Source organism: Pseudomonas sp. LAIL14HWK12:I7, from assembly GCF_000483465.1.
Lineage (GTDB): Bacteria > Pseudomonadota > Gammaproteobacteria > Pseudomonadales > Pseudomonadaceae > Aquipseudomonas > Aquipseudomonas kermanshahensis.
In genome coordinates, this window is record NZ_KI519606.1 from 53,421 (window position 1) to 69,702 (window position 16,282).

The window sequence follows — 16,282 nt, forward strand, 5'->3', positions numbered from 1 at the left end:
GTCAATGCCCGACGCAACTTTCAGGAGAACAGCATGAAATTCAGTGAACAGTGGCTGCGCGGTTGGGTAAACCCGCAAGTCTCCCGTGACGAACTGGTCGCCCGCCTGTCCATGGCCGGCCTCGAAGTCGACAGCGTGACCCCCGCTGCCGGCCAGTTCAGCGGCATCGTCGTGGGCGAAATCCTCGCCACCGAGCAACACCCGGACGCCGACAAGCTGCGCGTCTGCCAGGTCAGCAACGGCCAGGAAACCTTCCAGGTTGTCTGCGGCGCCCCCAATGCGCGCCCGGGCATCAAGATCCCGTTCGCCATGATCGGTGCCGAACTGCCAGGTGACTTCAAGATCAAGAAGGCCAAGCTGCGCGGCGTCGAGTCGTTCGGCATGCTGTGCTCGGCGGCCGAGCTGCAGATCAGCGAAGAAAACGACGGCCTGCTGGAACTGGCGGCTGACGCCCCGGTTGGCGAAGACATTCGCCAGTACCTGAGCCTGGACGACGCCAGCATCGAAATCGGCCTGACCCCGAACCGCGGCGACTGCCTGTCCCTGGCCGGCCTGGCCCGCGATGTCAGCGCCCTGTACAACGTCCCGGTCACCCGCCCAGTCGTCCCGGCTGTACCGGCTGCCCACGACGAAGTGCGTCCGGTCGAAGTGACTGCCCCGGCTGCCTGCCCACGCTACCTGGGCCGCGTCATCCGCAACGTCGACCTGTCCAAGCCGACCCCGCTGTGGATGGTCGAACGCCTGCGCCGCAGTGACGTGCGCAGCATCGACGCTGCCGTCGACATCACCAACTACGTGATGCTCGAACTCGGCCAGCCGATGCACGCCTTCGACCTCGCCGAAATCAACGGCGGCATCCGCGTCCGCATGGCTGAAGAGGGCGAAAAACTCGTCCTGCTCGACGGCCAGGAGGTCGCCCTGCGTGCCGATACCCTGGTCATCGCCGACCACACCCGCGCCCTGGCCATTGCCGGCGTCATGGGTGGCGAGCACAGCGGCGTCAACACCGAAAAAACCCGCGACCTGTTCCTCGAAAGCGCCTTCTTCGAGCCGATCTCCGTCGCTGGCAAGGCCCGTTCCTACGGCCTGCACACCGATGCCTCGCACCGCTACGAGCGCGGCGTCGACTCGCAGCTGGCCCGCGAAGCCATGGAACGCGCCACCGCGCTGATCCTGGAAATCGTCGGCGGCGAAGCCGGCCCGATCGTCGAAGCCGTCAGCGAACAGCACTTGCCCGACGTCGCCCCGGTAACCCTGCGCGCCGAACGCATCACCCAGATGCTTGGCATGGAGCTGGAAGCCGCCCAGGTCGAGCAACTGCTCAACGCCCTGGAACTGACCACCACGGCGAACGGGGCAGGGCAGTGGACCGTCAACGTCCCAAGCCACCGCTTCGACATCAGCCTGGAAGTCGACCTGATCGAAGAGCTGGCCCGGCTGTACGGCTACAACAACCTGCCGGTCCGCTACCCACAGGCGCGCCTCGCGCCCCAGGGCAAGCCGGAAACCCGCGGTGACCTGCCGAACCTGCGCCGCCTGCTGGTCGCCCGCGGCTACCAGGAAGCCATCACCTACAGCTTCATCGACCCGAAGTTGTTCGAGCTGTTCACCCCTGGCGTCGAGCCCCTGCTGCTGGCCAACCCCATCTCCAGCGACATGGCCGCCATGCGCGCGTCCCTGTGGCCGGGCCTGGTCAAGGCGCTGCAGCACAACCTCAACCGCCAGCAAGACCGCGTACGCCTGTTCGAAAGCGGCCTGCGCTTCGTCGGCCAACTCGGTAACCTCGAGCAGCAACCGATGATCGCCGGCGTCGTCACCGGCAGCCGTCTGCCAGAAGGCTGGGCCAATGGCCGCGACGGCATCGACTTCTTCGACGTCAAAGCCGACGTGGAAGCCCTGCTGGGTTACTCCGGCGCGCTGAGCGACTTCACCTTCAGCGCCGGCAAACACCCCGCCCTGCACCCAGGCCAAACCGCCCTCATCGAACGCGACGGCAAGCCCGTCGGCCACCTCGGCGCCATTCACCCTGAGCTTGCCAAAGCCCTGGGCCTGGATCGCCCGGTGTTCCTGTTCGAGTTGGTGTTGGGTGACGTGGTCGAAGGCCGCCTGCCGAAGTTCAGCGAACTGTCCAAGTTCCCAGAAACCCGTCGTGACCTGGCGTTAATTGCAGGACGTGATGTAGCTTCTAACGCGGTGCTTGAATTAATTCGTGACAATGCAGGCGAATGGCTCACAGACCTCAGGCTGTTTGATGTCTACCAAGGTAAAGGCATTGATCCTGATAGAAAAAGCCTGGCCGTCGGCTTGACCTGGCAGCATCCATCGCGCACTCTTAACGACGATGAGGTGAACGTTACCCTGCAAAATATCCTCACCTCGCTCGAACAAAGGTTGAACACCACGTTAAGGAAATAACGGCATGGGTGCTCTGACGAAAGCTGAGATGGCCGAAAGGCTGTACGAGGAGCTGGGGCTTAACAAGCGTGAGGCCAAGGAGTTGGTCGAGCTGTTTTTCGAAGAAATTCGGCACGCACTTGAAGAGAACGAGCAGGTCAAGCTGTCCGGTTTCGGCAACTTCGACCTTCGCGACAAACGCCAGCGGCCGGGCCGCAACCCCAAGACAGGGGAAGAGATCCCGATCACCGCTCGCCGTGTCGTCACCTTTCGTCCAGGGCAGAAGTTGAAGGCCCGGGTTGAGGCCTATGCTGGAACCAAGCCATAACGACGAACTGCCCCCCATACCGGGCAAACGCTACTTCACCATTGGTGAAGTCAGCGAGCTTTGTGCGGTAAAGCCGCACGTGCTGCGGTATTGGGAGCAGGAGTTCCCTCAGTTGAACCCCGTGAAGCGGCGGGGGAACCGGCGGTATTACCAGCGCCAGGACGTGCTGATGATCCGCCAGATTCGAGCGCTGCTGTATGACCAGGGGTTCACCATTGGCGGGGCGCGGTTGCGGCTCTCCAGTGATGAGGTGAAGGATGAGTCAAGCCAGTACAAGCAGCTGATTCGGCAGATGATTGTTGAGTTGGAGGATGTGTTGGTGGTGTTGAAGAAGTGATTTGCTCCGACGAATGGAAATTTTTTTGAGAAAAAGCTTTCATTTATCAAAAGGTTAGGGTAAATTGTTCGTCGTTCTCGGCAAGATTGAGAACATGCTTCAAAGCCCAGTCGGGGCGTAGCGCAGCCCGGTAGCGCACTTGCATGGGGTGCAAGGGGTCGAGTGTTCGAATCACTCCGTCCCGACCATTATTGAAAACGAAAAAGCCCAGTCGGCGACGACTGGGCTTTTTCGTTTTCAGAATTTTTAACGTGCATTGTCTTTTTGAGAATGTGTGTGCTATGTATCCCTCTATATTAGTAGCAGTCAGTTCTAGTAATTTGGCACGCTAAAATTATATGATGTCATTATGCTTGCATGCGCTCGATAGTCGAGTTGTTGAGTGTTGTTGTGAGCCAATCCAGTTATTAAGACAGGGATGGGTGGTTAATGAGAAAAATTCCATTCAACGTTTCCGCCAGGACTGCACGTTTAATTGGTAGGGAGAACGTTTCCTCTGCAGAGGGAGCTATAATCGAGCTTGTCAAGAACTGTTATGATGCAGATGCTAATTATTGCATCGTTTATTTCGATGATAGATTCACTGATTTGCCAGTTAGTGTCTCTCCTAAAGAATATAAAGAATTTCAAGAGCGCTTACATCAGTTAGATATCAGTCAACTCGGAAATTATTTTTCATATTGCAGTGAGCAAGAAGAGTATATTTTTTCAAGAGATTTATACGAGCAGGAATTGACTGAGGGCGAGAGGTTAGATCTCGAGTACAAACTGCAGAAAAGTGCGGAAATATACATAATTGACGATGGCGAGGGGATGACCGAAGAAATAATCGAAAAGGCATGGATGACGATTGGAACTGATAACAAGCAACAGAATTTCCTAAGCAAAAATAATCGTGTTAAGTCGGGGGCGAAAGGCATTGGCCGTTTTGCGTTAGATCGCTTAGGGGATAAATGCAGGGTGATTTCAAAGACTGAGTCCGCTGATAAGGCTCTCTTATGGAAAGTCGACTGGACAGATTTTGATAAGCAGGGTTTAAATATTGATGGTGTTACGGCGTCATTAAGGCCGACTAGGCTCTCGCTGCAACAGAGTATAGATAACTTTTTGGTCGTAGATGATAATAGGAAAACTAACTTCGATAACCCTGAAACTGGTACCCATATTAAAATACTTGGGGTTCGGGACTACTGGCGTTATGGCGGTATTGAGAAGGTTTACTCTGAGCTTGAATCTCTGGTGCCTCCATCGGAAGTAGGAGGCTTTGACGTTTTTGTATTTAGTCGGCGCTATCAAGGCAGTTTCGGGCAGGTGCTTCCAAACATTTGTGATGATTTTGATTACAAGTTAAAGGCATCCATGGATGATAGTGGGTTGATTAAAGTTAGTTTGACTCGTCAAGAGCTTGATGGAGGGCTTCTGCCTAAAGAGCTTTTGGGGCGGGAGTTTTTCAAGGCTGAGCGTTTCAATAAAAGGTATCTGCTTGGCAGTGCTTTTGAATACGAAAAAACAATTTATGAGTTGATTCCAGGATTAAAGGATGCAGATGCTAGTGCGCATAAAACAGTAGGTGCTTTCGACTTTACTCTGTATTTTCTTAAACGCACGACTAATAAAAAAGATATTGAGATATATAGGCATAAGGCTGTTGATTCAACCTCTCGAAAAAAATGGTTGGATTATAATGCCGGTATCAGAATATATAGAGACAATTTTCGTGTTCGTCCCTATGGGGAAATGGGTAAATCATCATGGGATTGGCTAGGCTTGGGCAGGCGACAGGCCGAAGATCCATCGTCTGTAAGAAGTGGTAGGTGGAAAGTAACGCCGAATAATATATCTGGGGTTGTTAGCATTTCTCGGATATCAAATTTTGGTCTTGAAGATAAGTCTAGCCGAGAAGGAATACAAGAAAATCACGCCTTCAGCTTGTTTCGTTCGGTCATGGAATCATTAATCAAAGAGTTTGAACAAGATCGAAGTAATATTTTCAAAGAGTTTTGGGCATATCATCAAAGCATTCAGGCTGCCCCTTCAGATGACGATTTGAGTATTAAGCAAGAAGAAGACGCAGAAAAGCTGGCTCAAAAAATCTACGAAAATATAAAGCAAGAAGCTGCTTCATCGATGGGTGAATCCGAGACACTTGCATTAGCCTTGCTAAAAGAAAAGGCTAAGACTCGTGAGTTTGATGATAGGCTTGAAGATATGAAGAAGGAAAACTCATTGCTGAGAGTATTTGCTTCAAGCGGTGTTACTATTGCTGCATTTACTCATGAGTTGGAAAGCTTGAATTTTAAGTTAGGTAATAGATTTGAAAAGCTTGAAAGTCTGATTAAAGAATTTGTTTTGTTGAATGATTTTGACCGGGTTAATGTCAAGGATCATAAAAGTCCTTACAAGAGAATCGAGATTCTAAGAAAAGATGATGAGCGCGTAAAGAATTGGATTAAGTATTCTTTGCGAACTATTCGTAAGGATAAGCGGAAACGGGTAAAAATCAACATAAAGCCATACCTTGAAACTTTAAGAGATGAGTGGAATAATACTCTTGATGAGCGCCAGGTTAAACTTACAGTTGATGTGCCTGAAACAAGCCTTTCCATGCGCGCTTACGAGATTGATCTTGACTGCATATTTAACAACTTAATTATCAATTCTGCTGATGCATTTAAGCGGACAGGCTTTAGCGGTGTTCGCAATATAAATATTCATGCTCGATCAGGGGCGGCTAATGTCGTTTTTACATATACGGATAGCGGTCCAGGTCTACATCCAGATATTCTGGAACCTAAGAACATATTTAAGCCGACGTTTACTACAAAAACAAACAGCTTAGGTGAAGAAACAGGGACTGGGCTCGGGATGTGGTTGCTTGAAAAAACTCTTGATGAATATAATGGCAAAGCTACGCTGGGAATGGGCCCAGGCTTTACCCTTGTTATGGAGATGTAATGATGGTGAAAGGAAGAATTATTTATGTTGATGAAGATCCGGAAGATATTATGTATTTCCAGGACTTTACAGAAGGAGTATTTGAGCTCGAGGCTATTCAAGTGATGAACGGCACGGCCTTGGATGAGTTAGTGGATGAAATATTAGACTCACCACCGGATGCAGTGGTTACGGATTTTATGCTGAACGAAAAAGCCACTGTAGGATTTAATGGACAAGGTCTAATTGAGGCGCTCCAAAAACGTAATAAACATATACCTTGCTTTTTATTGACTTCGCACGCTCCCGACGCAATAGAGGCTACCCATGATGCTAGGCTAGTTCAGGCTAAAGGTGTGATGCTTGGTGGAGATGAGCTCCGCTCGCTGTTTATCTCGCAAATAGCAAAGGTCATAAAGGACCACAAGGCGGAAGTCACTTCTGCTGAAGAAGAGCTCACTGGACTTTTGGGTGTGCAAAAAAATGCTCTCAATGCTGAGCAACGACAAAGGATTATTCAGCTAGATACTTATCTTGAAGAACACGGTTTGACTTCTGCTGCTTTGCCCGATGAGCTTAAAACTGATCGAAGCATTGAGCTATTGATAGAACTGATTTCTCAAGTTGATGTCATATTGAAGAGAGAGTAGTGGAAGTGCAATACCCTATACAAATTACTCGGCCTGTGAGGCGTTTAGGTCTTCCTTTACGTTCGAAATATAGCTTGTATAAAGACGAGCTTCGCGAGGATTTTTATTCCCGCTGCGGATACTGTGATACCCCAGATTATTACTCTGGAGGGAAGCGAGGCTATCATATTGATCATTTTGCGCCCAAATCAAAATTTGATTTTTTAAAAAATGACTACAGTAATTTGGTATATTGTTGCCCGGTTTGCAATATAGGAAAGAGTAATGATTGGCCAGGTAAGGATCACGCGATCTCGGTGCTGGATGATAAAGGTTATGTCGACCCATGCAATGAGGAGTACCAATCTCATTTGCAAAGATCCTCAGATGGATTGATACACGCGATCACACCTCTGGGAAGCTATATCCATAGAAAACTCAAGTTGAATTTGAAAAGAAGACAAATTTGCTGGTTGTTGGAGCGAATGGAGATCCAGAAAACGGAACTCGCGCATAGGATTCTAAATAAAGATTTTGGCGAAGATGACCGTGAGCAAGTAAATAAACTTTGCGAGCTTGTTGTGGCCTATTTTAAATATGTTGGGATGCTCAAGCGTGAGTAATGATTTTTTGAGCGTGATCGAAAAGAGTCGACGGGAATGCCTAGATCGTATTGAGGCTGAAAAGCGTAAATTGTCTGAGCAATATTTCACGCCTTTTCGTATTTCACATTTGATGGCGGGCATGTTTTCGGCAGTTGCAAGTAACGAAAAATTGAGTGTGTTAGATCCGTGCTGCGGTGTTGGTAATCTCGCTGCGGCAGTATTAAAAAGAAGTGATTATTCTTCTGCCGTAGCGGACTGCCTGTTAATTGAGCGTGATAATTCTCTTGCCTGTGTAGCTGCGGAAAACTTCAAGGCTGAAGGCAGCGTTTCCGTTATTGCAAATGATTTCTTTCAAGTTTATGATGAGCTTAAGTTTTATGATAGGATTATTATTAATCCCCCTTATGCGAAAATTCTAAATAAAGACCCTGTATACAAGACTTTAAAGGAGCGGCTCGGCTATGGCGAAACTAATCTCTATACAGCTTTTTTAGCATGTTGTCTGGGGCGGCTTTCGGAATGTGGTGAATTAGTAGCAATCATACCTAGAAGTTTTTGTAATGGCCCCATGTTCAAAGGCTTTAGGAAGTACTTGCTTGGATCGTTTTATATCAATGAGATATATTTATTTGAGAGTAGAGAGCTCTTTTCTGAGTCCGGCGTTTTGCAAGAAGTTCTTTTGCTTAAGGTTTCTAGGGCACCATGTGAGCAAGTTTTAGTATCCCATGAGTCGAAAGATGGGTTGGTTAAAACTCGTGAGGTGCCGATCTCTTTGATTTGTTTTGAAGGTGACTTGCAAAGTTTCATCCATGTGCCACTAATGGAGGGGGATGAAAATTTGCTATCAAAAGTTTCCAGGTACACTGACACTTTGTTGAGTCTGGGGTTTCGTGCGTCGACAGGTAAGGTTGTCGACTTTAGAAGTTTGGAATACCTTTCTGATGTTGATGGTCCTGACAAAACCTACTTGCTTTATCAGCATAGTGTTACACTTGGTGGTGGATTGAATTTCAAAACAGGCGTTTCAGCAAAGCCAGGTTATATAAATGTCTCTTTTGGTTCGAGATCGCGGCTATTAGACTCAGGCAATTTTGTAGTTGTTAGGCGTATTTCATTTAAAGAATCTAGAACTCGCATTGTTGCTGCTCCTTTACTCAAAAAAGCGATTAATAGAAGCTGCATTGCACTTGATAATCACTTGAATTATATATGGGGAGAGAGTGAGCGGTTGGATGAAGACTTGTCTAAGTCAATCTATGCTTACTTGTCTACGTCTACAATAGATAAATTTATACGACGGTTCTCTGGTCATACACAAATTAATGCGACAGATTTGAACTCTTTGCCAATCCCATCAATTGAAATGTTGAAGAGCTTCTATCGAATCAATTCAGGTGCTCAACTTGATGTCTTGCCTGAGCTTGCTGAGGAGTTCTTTTTCGGATGAGCTGTTTTGTTTTTGTGCAGCAATGTATAAGCCGATCTCTGTAGCGGGCTCTCTGCAGAATCTGCCCGCATGAGCTTTCTCTAAATTCTTGCAATTGAATCAGTACTCTAGTTGAGTGTCGTGTGACAATATTTGCTAAAAATTAAATGAGGTCGTAGCGAGGGCGCTTGTATTTCATTTTCAAGCCGGGAGCTGCCAAAAGTAGTTTAGTCAGTTGCTTCATACTGTTGGCTATCGCGATCATTCGGTCCATCGCGATGAGGGCTCAACAACCTAGCCGACGCTACGCAATTGCGTCTGCCCTGGCCCTTTTCAAGTTCGATTACATCACACGCCGACAGCGCCTTAATTAACGGGGTGCAGTGTGACACGTCCCAACCCTAGCTACGACACCAAACGCGAATGATCAGCTGCGCCAGGGCCGGCAGCAGGTTGGCATGCATGCTAGTCTCCGGCTCCGCCCGCTGAACGGTCCTCCAGGTGGAGCATTGATCTCCATGCGACTACCAGGAAACGCGTCATCCAATCCTGCTATTAGATCTTCAACCGTAAGCGATCCATAAACCCCACCCGTTACATGACGGACGGGGAAATCAGGTATTCGAGTCGGGCGCTTGCCCCGCTTGAGTCCTTAACCCGAACAATTGGTCAGCTAGCTGACGGCCTCGCTCCAGTCCCTCCGCAGTCAACCAAATGGATTTGTTTCTGTTAACAGGATCACTGATGAAATCCTGTTCATGCAGTCGATTCATGACCTCGAAGTCGAATCCTTTCCACGCGTTACCTTTGTTGGAGCTATAGGCTGCCAACAGGGCAAGCACTGCGTCTTCAATCAGCCTATCGTCGTATTCCATGGTCGTTACTCCGCTCTTGTTCTTCAAGGCTCCAGCTCACCCGCGATGGGCAGAGCACTCAGCTATGTATTTTAGGCGTGCAATTCCACGGCAGCAGCGCTTCGTAGTCCTCTACTGAGGACGCGAGCGGCAGGTGCTCCAGTGCGTGGCGCAGCCACGCATAGGGCTCCTGGCCGTTGGCTTTGACCGTCTCGACCAGGCTGTAAAGTTGCGCACTGGCCATCGCCCCTCTAGGCGTGTCACTGAACAACCAGTTCTTTCTGCCGATGGCAAACGGGCGGATCGCGCGCTCGGCGGCGTTATTGTCGATCGGCAAATCTCCCTGCTCGACGTAGCGTTCCAACTTGCTCCAGTTGCTGGCCAGATAACCGATGGCTTTACCCAACGCATTCTGACTCGTGACCTGTGGCTGCGTCTTCTCTATCCAGCTATTCAACTGGGCCAGCACCGGTTGACTGCGCGCCTGGCGGGCTAGCTTGCGATCTTCATCGCTGGCTTCCTTAAGATCGCGCTCGATGCCATAGAGCTTGTTGATAAAATTCAGTGCTATGTCTGCCCGCCCGGTTTTGCCCTTGGGTTGCACTTTCTGTGCTTCAACGAACTTGCGCCGTGCGTGCGCCCAGCAGCCCAATCGCTCCACGCCGTCCTGTGCGGCCAGCGCGTTGTAACCGGCGTAGTCATCGGTCATGACATAGCCGCGATAGCCATCCAGCAGGCGCACGGGTACCTCCTGCGCTCGGCTGGTGGTGGAGTCGAAAAGGATCACCGGGCGATCAGGTGGGCCGCCGGTTTGCACCCACATCCAGGATTGGCTGCTGGGCTCACGACCAGGCTCTTTCAACACCTGCACACGGGTTTCATCACAGTGGATGATCCGACTGCTCAACAGGCTTTCGCGCATCAGATTCAGCAGCGGTTGCAAGTGCTCGCTGCACTGAATCACCCAGCGTGCCAGGGTTTGGCGCGGGATATCGATACCGTGGCGCCCCAGCACTTTTTCGAAGCGGTGAAGCGGCAAGCCGTCTACGTACTTGGTGGTCAGCAGCATGGCCAGCACACTCGGGCTGGCCATGCTTTTCTCGATCATCTGGGCGGGTTTGTCCGCCGTTACGGGCGCTGATTCACAGTCGCGGCAACCGTACACCTTGCGAACATGCTTGATGACGCGAATCTGCATCGGGGCGATTTCAAGCTGTTCGCTGACTTCTTCATCGATGGCATGTTTGCGGCAGCCGCAAGCGCAAGTCAGTTCATGCTCGGGCAGTTCGTGGACAACTTCGATACGCGGCAAATCAGCCGGCAGCGACTTGCGTTTGCCACGGCGCTTGGTCGGCGCAACGACTTCTTCGTCGTCAGCTTCATCCAAGGGTTCTGCCAGGCTTTCCGCTTCGTCGAAGAGCGGCAATTGTGGCGTCGCCACATCGCCTGTCTGCTCGGTCTTGCGCCCGAACAGGCGCTGGCGCAACAGCGCAACCTCCTCTTCGAGATGAACGATCTTGCCCTTGTCGGACGCGCGCTCGTTGATCATCTGCTCAAGCAGTTGCTTGAGCAGAACAGGATCGTCAGGGAGGTTTTCGGGCATGGAAATCATGCCGCGGATTATACCGAATCAGGCGACGAAACGAGGGGTCAAGACCTCATGCGGACGGTTACGCCAGAGGTCGAAGCCGTCGAGTAGCCAGTTCAGTTCCTGGACGGTCAAGACAATGGCTTCGTCAGTGACATCGGGCGAGGTTTTGAAACGTTCGGACTCCAAGCGTTTGAGCCAGAGGCAGAAGCCGTTGCGCTCCCAATACAGGATCTTCACGCGGTTGCGCGGCTTGTTGAGGAAGACGAAAAGCACCGGGTCGAACACCGCCACCTTGATATCGAGTTCGACCAGTGCGGCCAGGCCATCAATGGATTTTCGAAAGTCGACGGGCTTGGGGTAGAGGTACACTTTTTCGACTTTGGCGTCGGGTCGCATCATGGTCAGCGAGCTCCAGAAAGAAATCGGGAGCACAGCATCGGGGATCAGGTAAGCGCTTTGAATGTGGGGTTCATGGAGCGCTTACCTTCAACCTCACCAATCTCGATGATGGTCTGCAATGCCGATTCAAGGTTACGCCCATCTTGATGCAGCACAGGCGAGCGAGTCCCCAACTGCGTTTGAAGACAGGACGCGTCGCAGTCGATACGGAAGTGGTAGTAACACCGCCAGCTATTGATGAGCGCCCTCATCTCACCAACCGGTCACCAAGATGAGTTGGCCCAATGGAAACACAAGGTGGTTGATCGAGTGGTAGTTGCCGCTGGCGAAGGGGTGAGTATGTTGGAAATCCCAGCTTGAACCGAGTTGCCGATCGTAGCGGAACTGGAGCTGCCTTACTAAAGCTCAAAATGGTCTAAAAGCGCACGAACCATCGTATTGATGTGATAGGACGCTGCGACCATTTGGTGGTCGCCCAGCATGACGCCGGTGTGGTTGAGGTAGCGGGCGCAGTCCATCAATTTGAAGGCTTGTTCTTTGGCTTGTTTGGCAGGTATCCCGGGGACGACGGTGAAGAGTCGTTGGGGTACGCCGTAGAGATGATAGGGATTGCGTTCGCGAGCGACGGTTGTGATGTCGTCTTTGGGCATTAATGGAGGCTCCTGGATGTCTGCGATTGTGCTTGGATCGCTGGGGCCGCTTTGTGGCCCTTTCCACTGGTCCGGCGCCCCGGCAAGGCCGCACCTATCAAGGCCGCACCTATAGTGGAGGCGTCGGGCCTGTGGAGGGGCTTGTAATCAAGAGGTGGCCATCATTCCAAGTTCAGCATCGTCGAGCAGGGCCTTGGCCAGGGCGCAGAGGTAGTGCGAGGCCCAGAGCAGTTGGGGTTTGTCTTCCATGAGGCCGTCGATGGAGAGGTCGCGGGCATAGCCCATCAGTTCCGAGGCTTGTTCGCGGGCGCTTTGGCAGGGGATGCCGGGTTCGATGCGGAACAATGGGTGGGTCTGGTTTTCACCTTGGTAGAAGGTGGTTTTACCGACAGTGAATTTGGTTTCTTCGGTGGCCATGGTTTGATCTCCCTTCAGTGCTGGCTCGTCGGACCCGTCGGCATTTGCAGCTGTGCCAATGCCACTTCAAGCATTCTGCGCAGGGCTTCGAGTTCATGCACTGAGGCCATGATCAACAAGGAGGAGGGCGACTTGGGTTGCATCATCATCGCCTGCTGGGCAACGGCTTCGGCACAGAGTGCGTAGTCCGCAGCCATCATTAGCGTGTCTTCCAGGGAGTGGAAGTTGTGGGGTGGATCGGGGACTATCTTCAGCATAAACCCTCTCAGTACCTTCAAGGGCTGCCGCAAACCCGCTGTCAAACGGAAGGGTGGCAGCTGTGTGTGGGTTGACAGACCGAGGGTACTGAGAGTCCCGGCGCACACAAAGGTGCCCCACGCACAGCTGCCATAACTGGCATTGCACATGCACTCAGTGACCCACGGTCTGTCAAAACCGTATCGCCGATTAGCAGCGACAGGCCGAGACTATGACTCACGTTTTGCGTGCGCAACGAAAAATAGGCGTCGCGAGTATCTTTGGGAAATGCCCTACAAGAAAGGGGCTAAATCTGATTTTTCAGCGGTTAGGCGTAACTACATGTATCGCGCTCACCGCACAGGGAAACGTAACGCCATGTGAGTGCACGGATATTCAGAATTAGTTTAAAATTCGCGCCTCTACCATCTCAAAGGACTGAATTTGTGGTAAGTCAAAATGCCATCACCTGCCCACACTGTCAGGGTCAAAACGTACAGCTTCTTTCTGTCATTCATGCCGCCGGAACCTCTCATTTCCAAGCCACTCATGAGGCGCACTCAGGATTCGGGCCGCGTGTAACTGTTGAAACGACCGGGCGCCAGCAGACTAACTTGAGCGCTAGCGTCGCACCTCCAGGCGCTAAACGTCTGCGTGGCCCGATGGTGCTTACAGTGGTGGGGGGCATCATCCTTTACGATGGGCTCAAATTGTCCTGGGAAGTGGACTGGACCAGGTTCTTCATTGGTGTGACGTTCATCACCATCGGTGTGATTGGATTTGTGCGGCACTGGCGGCACAACGTTGTGCAATATGATCAGTACGAAGAGTGGCGTCGTACCTGGCTGTGCCATGCCTGCAACACGAGATTCCAGCCTTCCTAACGTACACCTCAATAGTCGTTAGAGCCCGCCTAGTGCGTAATGCTGTTCAGTTAAGTTATTCATCGCCTGTAGTGGGGCCGCTTTGCGGCCCATCGCGGCACAAGGCCGCTCCCACCCGAACTGTGTAGCCTCAAAGGCTAGCGCCGCACCTGTGGGAGCTGGCTTGCCAGCGATGAGGCCGGCACAAGCACCACAAGACAGTTGCTCCCACAACGATCGCTTCATTCTCCCCGCGCCCCTTCAGGGTGCAAAGTGGCCTGAAATAACAGCCTTTATGCACCATCAGTAAGCGTCCAGTGCTAGCTACTACCCCTCAATACGCTTGGATTACAGTTGGCGTAGAAGTTGCTGGCATTTTGGCATCTGTGTCGCTTATGGTGAACTTAATGTCGCTTTCAAGTAGTTCCATGCAGTTGTCATCGAGCGAGCGGGGCTGGCTGCCCTGGTTCGGCAAAGCCGGCAAGTTCAGCATGGGGTGGGCGTGCCGCCTCAATCGTTCGAACTATGGAGAAATCGAGCAGACATTCGAAGCCATTGCCCAAACGCGGGTGCAGTTGCTGCACAACTGGGCGCGCGAACAATGGGATCACCTGGCAGAGTTGGCGGAATACCTGGCAGCAGACTTCGCTCATGTGCAGCCTTCGGCATTACTCGACAAGCTGGCACAGGCCGAAGACTTTTCCGAACTGAGTGTGATCGACTGCACGGGCAACGTCAGGGTATCCACTTGGCCAAAGCGTGGCAGCATGCAGATCGAGCAGCTCGCGGCGTTGGCCCATGGTTTGAAGGCGCCGTTTCTTCACGGGCCTTACAGCGACCCATTGACCTTGCAGATCGGCCCATCCTCGTCGCGTTTTCACGATGAGGTGACGCTGATGTTCTATCAGCCGATCAGGCACGCGGGCAAAGTCTTGGGCTGCCTGTGTGGCCGGGTCCCCAATGATGTGCTGGGCGACCTGATCCAACGCGAGGCCGGGCATATCTATGCCGAGTCGGGCGACAATTACCTGTTCATGGTGCAGTCACGCTTCGACCCGACCGTGCAGCCAGGCACCGCCTTGTCCCGTTCGCGCTTCGAAGACGGGACGTTTACCCATGGTGAAAACCTCAAGAGCGGCGTGCGTACGCCCTGGAGCACTGTGCAGGTGCAGCGCCATACCGAGTTGGAGCTGCGCTTCACCGACCCCGCGACGCGTGAACTGCACCCCGGCGTGCGGGAAACCATACGGCGTGGCGCCAACCTGTTCGTGACGTACCCGGGTTATTCGGACTACCGCCATGTGCCGGTGGTCGGCAAGGGCGTGACCTTCCAGTTACCAGGGTCGCCCGACCGCTGGGGCATGATGTGCGAGGCAGACTTGGAGGAGGTCTACCGCCGCCGTTCGCTGAGCTACCGGTTAATGAAACCCTACGTGGCGACCATGGTTGGGCTGTTCGGCTGTAATTACCTGGTGCAGCATTACGCCGGATTGCCACAGGGGGTGAACGACGCCATCCAGGCCCTCAGCATGCTCGGCGCTACGCTGCTGTTCGGCGTGCTCGGGCCCAGGCGCCTGGCGGCCAGGTTGAACGGCATGAGCGGTGTGCTGCGTACCATCGCCGAGGGTGAGGGCAACCTGCGCCAGCGCCTGGACACGGGCGCCCTGGCCAATGACGAGAGTGGCGACATGGCGCGCTGGATCAACAGTTTCATCGACCGCCTGGATGCCGTGGTGGGGCAGGTGGTCAAGGCCAGCCGCACGGTTGGCAGCACCAACCAGATGATGCTCGGGCGCAGCCAGGAAGCGAGCGTGAGCTCTGTCGAGGTGGCCGATGCGGTGCACCAGATGATGATCATCATGGAGGAGCAACTCGGTGAGCTGCAGCAGGCGTCGGTCAGCGCCGAACAGATGAAGCAGGCCATGGACGAGGTGGTCAGCCGCGCCCGCGAGCAGTACCTGGCTGTGCAGGCAGGCACCCAATCGATTCGCGATGTGGTGGCCCGCTCGGCCTCGAGTGTGCAGCTGCTCGACAGCCGCATGGCGCAGATTGGCAATATCACCGGGCTGATCAGCGACATCACCAACCAGACCAACTTACTGGCGCTGAATGCCGCCATTGAGGCGGCACGGGCGGGCGAGCATGGCCGTGGGTTCGCGGTGGTGGCCGATGAAGTGCGCAGCCTGGCGGCCCGCACCGCGCGGGCGGCCGACGATATCCGGCACATGGTTGAAGGCCTGCAGAACGAAACGCAGCTAGCGGTGAGTTTTATGGAGGAGGGCGTGCAGAACGTCGATGATAGTTTGCGCCTGGCCGAGGATGCATCGTCGGAGAACGTGCAACTTCATCAGGCGGTGGAGGGCATGTTCGCCATCATCCAGCAGCTCAACCGCCGCAGCATCGAGTACGGCAAGACCATCGAGCAGGTTAACCACTCCTCCAGCGAGATGCGCCAAACCGCAGTGGTGCTGCAAAACAGCGCGCAGAAGGTGAAGGTGGATGCCGGCAAGCTGCAGAAGCTGGTGGGGCAGTTCGAGGTCAGCGGTGATGGCGAACGGGTCGCTGCCGCTTGAGCGCCGACGGCGCCTCACTCAACTCACCCAGAATTCGCGTAAAAG

Annotated in this window: 14 protein-coding genes, 1 tRNA gene and 1 pseudogene; 9 read left to right on the forward strand and 7 right to left on the reverse strand. The window is 52.9% G+C overall.

From position 1 onward, the window contains the following. Window positions 1–33: 33 nt before the first annotated feature. The 8 genes from pheT (at window position 34) to D886_RS28055 (ending at window position 8,674) form a co-directional block, all read left to right on the forward strand. Window positions 34–2,415, forward strand: a complete 2,382-nt coding sequence (gene pheT / locus D886_RS0123050) for a phenylalanine--tRNA ligase subunit beta (protein WP_027596149.1) — start codon at window positions 34–36, stop codon at window positions 2,413–2,415. A 4-nt stretch (window positions 2,416–2,419) separates the two neighbouring features. Further along, window positions 2,420–2,722: an integration host factor subunit alpha gene (gene ihfA, locus D886_RS0123055; RefSeq protein ID WP_003250679.1), complete on the forward strand. Its 303-nt coding sequence runs from the start codon at window positions 2,420–2,422 to the stop codon at window positions 2,720–2,722. Further along, window positions 2,703–3,059, forward strand: coding sequence for a MerR family transcriptional regulator (locus D886_RS0123060; protein WP_008100384.1), 357 nt, complete (start codon window positions 2,703–2,705; stop codon window positions 3,057–3,059). The genes ihfA and D886_RS0123060 overlap by 20 nt, the downstream gene beginning before the upstream one ends. A 111-nt stretch (window positions 3,060–3,170) precedes the next feature. Beyond that, window positions 3,171–3,247 (forward strand) — tRNA-Pro (locus D886_RS0123065). Window positions 3,248–3,488: 241 nt separating this feature from the next. Next, the gene (locus D886_RS0123075; protein WP_081717540.1) at window positions 3,489–6,014 is read left to right on the forward strand and encodes a sensor histidine kinase; all 2,526 of its coding nucleotides are present in this window, start codon (window positions 3,489–3,491) and stop codon (window positions 6,012–6,014) included. Next, a complete protein-coding gene (locus tag D886_RS0123080) occupies window positions 6,014–6,643 on the forward strand; it encodes a response regulator (protein WP_027596151.1) in 630 nt (209 codons plus the stop codon). Before D886_RS0123075 ends, D886_RS0123080 begins: the two co-directional genes overlap by 1 nt. Further along, the gene (locus tag D886_RS28050) at window positions 6,643–7,245 is read left to right on the forward strand and encodes an HNH endonuclease (RefSeq protein ID WP_177323906.1); all 603 of its coding nucleotides are present in this window, start codon (window positions 6,643–6,645) and stop codon (window positions 7,243–7,245) included. Before D886_RS0123080 ends, D886_RS28050 begins: the two co-directional genes overlap by 1 nt. Beyond that, window positions 7,238–8,674, forward strand: coding sequence for an Eco57I restriction-modification methylase domain-containing protein (locus D886_RS28055; protein WP_177323907.1), 1,437 nt, complete (start codon window positions 7,238–7,240; stop codon window positions 8,672–8,674). The genes D886_RS28050 and D886_RS28055 overlap by 8 nt, the downstream gene beginning before the upstream one ends. Window positions 8,675–9,267: 593 nt before the next feature. Here D886_RS28055 and D886_RS0123095 read toward each other — a convergent pair. The 7 genes and pseudogenes from D886_RS0123095 to D886_RS0123125 form a co-directional block, all read right to left on the reverse strand. Then, window positions 9,268–9,528 (reverse strand): IS66 family transposase, encoded by a 261-nt coding sequence (locus tag D886_RS0123095; protein ID WP_027596152.1) that lies wholly within the window; start codon window positions 9,526–9,528, stop codon window positions 9,268–9,270. 58 nt (window positions 9,529–9,586) lie between these two features. Continuing rightward, window positions 9,587–11,119, reverse strand: coding sequence for an IS66 family transposase (locus D886_RS0123100; protein ID WP_027596153.1), 1,533 nt, complete (start codon window positions 11,117–11,119; stop codon window positions 9,587–9,589). An 18-nt stretch (window positions 11,120–11,137) separates the two neighbouring features. Further along, window positions 11,138–11,497 (reverse strand): IS66 family insertion sequence element accessory protein TnpB, encoded by a 360-nt coding sequence (gene tnpB / locus D886_RS0123105; RefSeq protein WP_027596154.1) that lies wholly within the window; start codon window positions 11,495–11,497, stop codon window positions 11,138–11,140. An 86-nt stretch (window positions 11,498–11,583) separates the two neighbouring features. Further along, window positions 11,584–11,757: pseudogene (locus D886_RS28640) on the reverse strand (AAA family ATPase); the annotation flags it as partial. Between the two features lie 138 nt (window positions 11,758–11,895). After that, window positions 11,896–12,147: a DUF3077 domain-containing protein gene (locus D886_RS0123115; RefSeq protein ID WP_027596156.1), complete on the reverse strand. Its 252-nt coding sequence runs from the start codon at window positions 12,145–12,147 to the stop codon at window positions 11,896–11,898. 147 nt (window positions 12,148–12,294) lie between these two features. Continuing rightward, window positions 12,295–12,564 (reverse strand): DUF3077 domain-containing protein, encoded by a 270-nt coding sequence (locus tag D886_RS0123120; RefSeq protein ID WP_027596157.1) that lies wholly within the window; start codon window positions 12,562–12,564, stop codon window positions 12,295–12,297. Window positions 12,565–12,578: 14 nt separating this feature from the next. Then, complete coding sequence (locus D886_RS0123125) at window positions 12,579–12,821, reverse strand: hypothetical protein (protein WP_027596158.1); 243 nt, start codon at window positions 12,819–12,821, stop codon at window positions 12,579–12,581. A 2,765-nt stretch (window positions 12,822–15,586) separates the two neighbouring features. Between D886_RS0123125 and D886_RS28940 the strand changes: the two genes are divergently transcribed. Continuing rightward, the gene (locus tag D886_RS28940; RefSeq protein ID WP_371098675.1) at window positions 15,587–16,237 is read left to right on the forward strand and encodes a methyl-accepting chemotaxis protein; all 651 of its coding nucleotides are present in this window, start codon (window positions 15,587–15,589) and stop codon (window positions 16,235–16,237) included. Window positions 16,238–16,282 lie beyond the last annotated feature (45 nt).